Raw genomic sequence first — 6,688 nt, 5'->3', positions numbered from 1 at the left:
CGGGGACCCAGGGGCAGGCAGCTGCAGCGCTCAGCGAAGAAACTTACGGCGATGGCTCGGTGCAATGGCCGCTCTCGTAGGGTGCACCATGCGCACCGGCAAGCCCGTGCATGGCCCCCGGTGCGCACGGCCACTATGCCGGGCCGGAAGCTTCCTCCCGCGCCATCACGAAGGTGCCGCGACCACGCTGCTTGGCCTGGTACAGCGCCGTGTCGGCCGCTTTGTACAGCTCGGTCAGTTGGTCGGCGTCGTCGGGGAAGCGCGCCGAGCCGATGCTCACGCCGATGTTCAGCGCCACCCCGTCGTATTCCACCGGCTGGTTCAGCGCCTGCAGCAGCCGCGCCACCACTTGCGCCAGCTCCGTCCTCACGCCCGGCCCGGTCACCAGCACGGCGAACTCGTCGCCACCCAGGCGCGCGGCGAAGTCACCACGTCGCAGCTGCGCCTGCAGGCGCTGGGCCAGGGTGCGCAGGACGAAGTCGCCGGCGTCGTGGCCGTACTGGTCGTTGATCGGCTTGAACAGGTCCAAATCGAGCAACAGCAGCGCCAGCGACTCGCCCCGGCGCAGACTGTCGGCCATCGCCGCGTCCAGGCGCTCCAGCAGGTAGCGACGGTTCGGCAGTTCGGTCAGCGAATCGTGGAAGGCCGCATGCTGCAGCTGCTGGTTGGCCTCGGCCAGTTCGGCGGTACGCAGCGCCACCGCGCTCTGCAGTTCGTCGGCGCTGCGCTGTATCTGCGCCAGGCGCGCGCTCTTCTCGCGGTCGACCAGGCGCAGCGCGGCGGCCTTCTCCTGGCGCAGCATCTGGATGCGGTAGGCCAGGGCGAAGGAGAACAGAATGGCCTCCAGCGAGACCGACAGGGGAAAGAAGTAGCCGATCAGCGGCAGCGGCGGGATCACCCCGCCGGCGCGCAACAGCAGGATCACCGCGCTGACCAGCACGAAGCCGTAGCCGATCAGGTACAAGCGCGCCGGCACGAAACCCTGCCAGCTGCGCAGGGCCGCCCAGCCCAGCGCGATCGGCATGGTCAGCACCGGCAGCAGGGCGATCATCAGCGACGCCTCGCGGCGCATGCCCAGGGCGTTGATCAGGATGGCGACGCCGTACAGCACGCACACCACGTTGAGCACCCGCGCCGGCCAGGGCGAACCGCCGGGCCGGGACAGCAGGGCGATGGTGAAGCGCATCAGCAGTACGCTCCACAGCGACGGCATCGTCATCCGGTCCAGCCACACCGGCGTGGCGATGCCGGGCCAGAGGTACTGCTGGGCGTGGCCGGACATGGCCAGCATCATCAGCAGGGAGCAGCCCGTGGTCAGCACGTACCAGAGGTAGGCGCGGTCGCGCAGGCTGAAGAGGATGAACAGGTTGTACAGCAGCAGCGCCAGCACCACGCCATAGATCAGGCCGTAGGCAAAGTTCTCCTCGCTGCTGACCTGCTGCAGGTCGCCGAGCTGCCAGATGCGCAGCGGAAACAGGTTGCCCGCGGGGTCGTAGCTGCGCACGTACAGGGTCAGCGGCTGCTCGCCCAGCGCCGGCAACTGGAACAGGCCGCGCCGGTAGGGGTAGTCGCGGCCCTCGCTGAACGGCACCCGCTCGCCGCTGGCGCGCTCCGTCCACCCGCCCTTGCCGTCCGGCAGGTACAGGCGCGCATCGAGCACCAGCATGCCACCCAGCTCCAGCCACCAGCGCGCGGGCGCCTCCGCGCCACGCTGCAAGGTGATGCGCAGCCACCACGGGTTGGGGCTGCGCCCGGCGCTGGCCCGCCCGTCGGCCGGGTGGAAACGCGCCTGCACCTCGGGCCGTTGCAGATCGTCGATGCCCAGCTGCCCGCCGACATCCTCCAGCAGCTCGACCCGCTCGTTCAGGCCGAGCCCGCTGCTGTCCTCCTGCAACAAAACGGGCGCGGCGAACGACGACGAGCCGCAGACCAGCCACAGCGACAGGCACAGCAGACAGCGAATCCAGGACATTGCTCGTCATCCCTCCGGCGAGCCGCGCGAGGCTCTGGCAGTGGCCATGGGCCATAAAGCCTGAGTATAGGGAAAGCGCTCCGGGAAATTCAGCCGGGAGGCGAGGTACTTTCGTTGGAAGTCTGAACGGAGCGAAATGCGTCGAGGACGGGGATGTGACGTGAGGTTGAGGAGATATGGGTAGGGCGGGTGCAACCCGCGCAGCCGACGATGCGGGTTTCACCCGCCCTACTCGCCGCGCCAGACAAAAAAGCTATGTACTCGTTACGTGTTGGTGGCGCAATTCTGCTCTTGTGGGCGCGGCTGGGCGGCATTCCGATTGGCCGCGAAATTCGCGGATAAATCCGCTCCCACAGGGCGTGCAACAACTAACGGGGACATATCCCAAAAAGGCCGGTCTCTCGACCGGCCTTTTTGCTGCGTATCAGCCGTTGCTGGGGAAGGCGAACTGCGCCGCCTCGTGGCTGGCGCGCTGGGGCCAGCGCTGGGTGATGGTCTTGCGCTTGGTGTAGAAGCGCACGCCGTCCGGGCCGTAGGCGTGGAGGTCGCCGAACAGGGAGCGCTTCCAGCCGCCGAAGCTGTGGTAGGCCACCGGCACCGGCAGGGGGACGTTGACGCCGACCATGCCGACTTCGATCTCGTCGCAGAACAGGCGCGCGGCTTCGCCGTCGCGGGTGAAGATGCAGGTGCCGTTGCCGTATTCGTGGTCGTTGATCAGCTGCATGGCCTCTTCCAGGCTGCCGACGCGGACGATGCACAGCACCGGGCCGAAGATCTCTTCCTTGTAGATGGTCATCTCCGGGGTGACGGCGTCGAACAGGGTGCCGCCGACGAAGAAGCCGGCCTCGTTGCCCGGCACCACCAGGCCACGGCCGTCCACCACCAGCCTGGCGCCCTGCTCGACGCCGCTGTCGATGTAGCCCTTGACCTTGTCGCGCGCCGCGCCGGTAACCAGCGGGCCCATATCCAGGCCGCAGGAGGTGCCGGCGCCGATCTTCAGGGCGGCGATCTTCGGTACCAGTTTCTCGACCAGTTTGTCGGCCACCTGGTCACCCACCGCCACCACCACGGAGATGGCCATGCAGCGCTCGCCGCAGGAACCGTAGGCAGCGCCCATCAGGGCGTTGACGGTGTTGTCGAGGTCGGCGTCCGGCAGCACCACGGCGTGGTTCTTGGCGCCGCCCAGGGCCTGCACGCGCTTGCCGCGCTTGTTGGCCTCGGTATAGATGTATTCGGCGATCGGTGTGGAGCCGACGAAGCTGATGGCTTTCACCTCAGGCGCCTCAATCAGGGCGTCCACCGCTTCCTTGTCGCCGTTGATCACGTTCAGCACGCCCCTGGGCAGGCCGGCTTCGTGCAGCAACTGGGCGATCAGCAGAGTGGAACTGGGGTCGCGCTCGGAGGGCTTGAGGATGAAGCAGTTGCCGCAGGCGATGGCCAGCGGGTACATCCACAGCGGCACCATGGCCGGGAAGTTGAACGGGGTGATGCCGGCGACCACGCCCAGCGGCTGGAAGTCGCTCCAGCTGTCGATGTTCGGGCCGGCGTTGCGGTTGAACTCGCCCTTGAGCAGTTCCGGCGCGCCGCAGGCGTACTCGACGTTCTCGATGCCGCGCTGCAGTTCGCCCACCGCGTCTTCCAGGGTCTTGCCGTGCTCTTCGCTGATCAGCGCGGCGATCCTGTCCTTGTTGGCTTCCAGCAGTTGCTTGAAGCGGAACATCACCTGGGCGCGCTTGGCCGGCGGGGTGTTGCGCCAGGCCGGGAAGGCGGCCTTGGCGGCGTCGATGGCGGCCTGGATGGTGCCGCGGTCGGCCAGTTCGACCTGGCGCACGGCCTCGCCGATGGAGGGGTTGTAGACCGGCACGGTGCGCTGGCCGCTCAGGACGATGTCGCCGTTGATCAGGTGGGCGATGGTGCTCATGAAGTGCTCTCTCGATGTGAATTCGGTCTGGTCCTCCCTCCCCGTTGGGAGAGGGCTAGGGTGAGGGTGCCATACACGGCTCGGTGTGGCCTGGCGATCCCTCACCCCCGGCCCTCTCCCAGAGGGAGAGGGGGGCGTCGGTCAGTTGATCTTGTTCAGGGTGTCGCCCACGGCGTTGAACAGGCGGTCCAGTTCTTCCGGGCGGGTGTTGAAGGTCGGCCCGAACTGCAGGGTGTCGCCGCCGAAGCGCACATAGAAGCCGGCTTTCCACAGGGCCAGGCCGGCCTCGAACGGGCGGATCACCGCGTCACCGTCGCGCGGGGCGATCTGCAGGGCGCCGACCAGGCCACAGTTGCGGATGTCGACCACGTGCTTGGTGCCCTTGAGACCGTGCAGCGCACTCTCGAAGTGCGGCGCCAACTCGGCGGACTGCTGGATCAGGTTGTCCTTCTCCAGCAGTTCCAGGGTGGCCAGGCCGGCGGCGCAGGCGACCGGGTGGGCGGAGTAGGTGTAGCCGTGGGTGAACTCGATCATGTGTTCGGCCGCCGGCTGGTTCATGAAGGTGTCGTAGATTTCCTTCGAGGCGATCACCGCGCCCAGCGGGATGGCGCCGTTGGTGATCTGCTTGGCGGCATTGATGATGTCCGGGGTGACGCCGAAGTATTCCGCGCCGCTCCACTTGCCCAGGCGGCCGAAGCCGGTGATCACTTCGTCGAAGATCAGCAGGATGTTGTGCTGGGTGCAGATTTCGCGCAGGCGCTCCAGATAGCCCGTCGGCGGGATCAGCGCGCCGGCCGAGCCAGACAGCGGCTCGACGATCACGGCGGCGATGTTGGAGGCGTCGTGCAGCTCGATCAGCTTGAGCAGTTCGTTGGCCAGCTCGACGCCGCCGGTCTCGGCCATGCCACGGGTGAACGCCATGCCCGGCTGCAGGGTATGCGGCAGGTGGTCGGCGTCCATCAGTTGGCCGTACATCTTGCGGTTGCCGCCGATGCCGCCGAGGGCGGTGCCGGCGATGTTGACGCCGTGGTAGCCACGGGCGCGGCCGATGAAGCGGGTCTTGGTCGGCTGGCCCTTGAGGCGCCAATAGGCCTTGGCCATCTTCACCGCGGTGTCGGCGCATTCGGAGCCGGAACCGGTGAAGAACACGTGGTTCAGTTCGCCCGGCATCAGGTCGGCGATCTTCTCGGCCAGCTGGAACGACAGCGGGTGGCCGTACTGGAAGCCCGGCGAGTAGTCGAGGGTGCCGAGCTGCCGGGACACCGCCTCCTGGATTTCCCGGCGCGAGTGGCCGGCGCCGCAGGTCCAAAGGCCGGAGAGGCTGTCGAACACGCGGCGGCCCTGGTCGTCGATCAGGATGTTGCCTTCGGCCCCGACGATGATGCGCGGGTCGCGCTTGAACTGGCGGTTGGCGGAAAACGGCATCCAGTGGGCATCCAGCTTGAGCTGGCTGGCCAGGGACGGGGTGGCGGTCTGCGGCATGTTCATCGTCTAGCTCTCACAAAGACTTGTTGTTCGTAGGAGCGAGCTCTGCTCGCGAAGCTGTTCGGCCGGTTCGCGAGCAGAGCTCGCTCCTACGGGTTGTTGCCAGGCAAGGTGCCACGGGCATAAAGTCACGAAAATCCAAATCTTCGCACTTTAAGTTAAGCGACCACTAAACAATGAGCAGCCGCCGTTCCGATCCCCTGGCCCAGGTCAGCGATTTTGAGATCCGCCTGTTGCGTCTGTTCCGCAGCGTGGTGGAATGCGGCGGCTTCTCCGCCGCCGAAAGCGTGCTGGGCATCGGTCGTTCGGCGATCAGCCAGCAGATGAGCGATCTGGAGCAGCGCCTGGGCCTGCGTCTGTGCCAGCGCGGCCGCGCCGGCTTCGCCCTGACCGAGGAAGGACGCGAGGTGTACCAGTCGTCGCTGCAACTGTTCGGCGCGCTGGAGAGCTTCCGCAACAACGTCAACGGCCTGCACCGCGAGCTGCGCGGCGAGCTGCACATCGGCCTCACCGACAACCTGGTCACCGTGCCGCACATGCGCATCACCCACGCCCTGGCCCGGCTCAAGGAGCTGGGGCCGGAGGTGCGTATCCAGATCCGCATGACGCCACCCTCCGAGGTGGAACAGGGCGTGCTCGACGGCAGCCTGCACGTCGGCGTGGTGCCGCAGAGCCACGCCCTCTCCGGCCTGGAATACCAGCCGCTGTACGGCGAGCGCTCGCAGCTCTACTGCGCCGTCGGCCACCCGCTGTTCTACGCGGACGACAGCCAGCTCGCCGACAGCCGCCTCAACGCCCAGGACGCCATCGCCCCGACCTTCCGCCTACCGCCGGAGATCCAGGTCCAGTACCAGGTGCTGAACTGCACCGCCAGCGCCTCGGACCGCGAGGGCATGGCCTTCCTCATCCTCACCGGCCGCTATATCGGCTACCTGCCGGACCACTACGCCCAGCAATGGGTTCAGCAGGGCCGCCTGCGGGTGCTCAAGCCGGCCAGCCGCTTCTACGACCTGACCCTGGCCTCGGTGACGCGCAAGGGGCGCCGCCCGCAACTGGTGCTGGAGACCTTCCTCGAGGCGCTGGCGAAGACCCTCTGAGAACGGCACCGGGACCAGCCGGTCCGAATACGGCCGACCGGACGCGAAAGCCCCGTGCCACTAGGGCTTACGCCATTTTTCCAGCGAAGCGGCACCGACTTGTCAAGACGATTTTCTGACGCTTTCCTGGGTCATTTTTGATCACCCTGTCTTCTTCGTCTGAATGGCACACGTTTTTGACGCGCGAGGGTTGTTTCGTGACCCGCCGTGGGT

4 protein-coding genes are annotated in these 6,688 nt (G+C 67.0%); 1 reads left to right on the top strand and 3 read right to left on the bottom strand.

The window, feature by feature from the left end; translation table 11 throughout:
• Nucleotides 1-133 precede the first annotated feature (133 nt).
• The 3 genes from N7640_RS19660 to N7640_RS19650 all read right to left on the bottom strand — a co-directional run bounded on the left by N7640_RS19660 (nucleotide 134) and on the right by N7640_RS19650 (nucleotide 5,381).
• On the bottom strand, nucleotides 134-1,972 hold the full coding sequence (locus N7640_RS19660) for a sensor domain-containing diguanylate cyclase (protein ID WP_279906069.1): 1,839 nt from the start codon (nucleotides 1,970-1,972) through the stop codon (nucleotides 134-136).
• A 424-nt stretch (nucleotides 1,973-2,396) separates the two neighbouring features.
• On the bottom strand, nucleotides 2,397-3,893 hold the full coding sequence (locus tag N7640_RS19655) for a CoA-acylating methylmalonate-semialdehyde dehydrogenase (RefSeq protein ID WP_220811734.1): 1,497 nt from the start codon (nucleotides 3,891-3,893) through the stop codon (nucleotides 2,397-2,399).
• Nucleotides 3,894-4,034: 141 nt separating this feature from the next.
• Nucleotides 4,035-5,381, bottom strand: a complete 1,347-nt coding sequence (locus N7640_RS19650) for an aspartate aminotransferase family protein (protein WP_279906070.1) — start codon at nucleotides 5,379-5,381, stop codon at nucleotides 4,035-4,037.
• 173 nt (nucleotides 5,382-5,554) lie between these two features.
• Here N7640_RS19650 and N7640_RS19645 point away from each other — a divergent pair, with 173 nt between their 5' ends.
• Nucleotides 5,555-6,475 (top strand): LysR family transcriptional regulator, encoded by a 921-nt coding sequence (locus tag N7640_RS19645; RefSeq protein WP_220811730.1) that lies wholly within the window; start codon nucleotides 5,555-5,557, stop codon nucleotides 6,473-6,475.
• Nucleotides 6,476-6,688 lie beyond the last annotated feature (213 nt).

Origin of the sequence: Pseudomonas sp. GD04015 (assembly GCF_029837675.1) — a bacterium.
In the GTDB taxonomy this organism is placed as follows: Bacteria; Pseudomonadota; Gammaproteobacteria; order Pseudomonadales; family Pseudomonadaceae; genus Aquipseudomonas; species Aquipseudomonas paralcaligenes.
The sequence above is the reverse complement of the archived record's forward strand: the minus strand, read 5'-3'. Positions and strand labels throughout refer to the sequence as shown.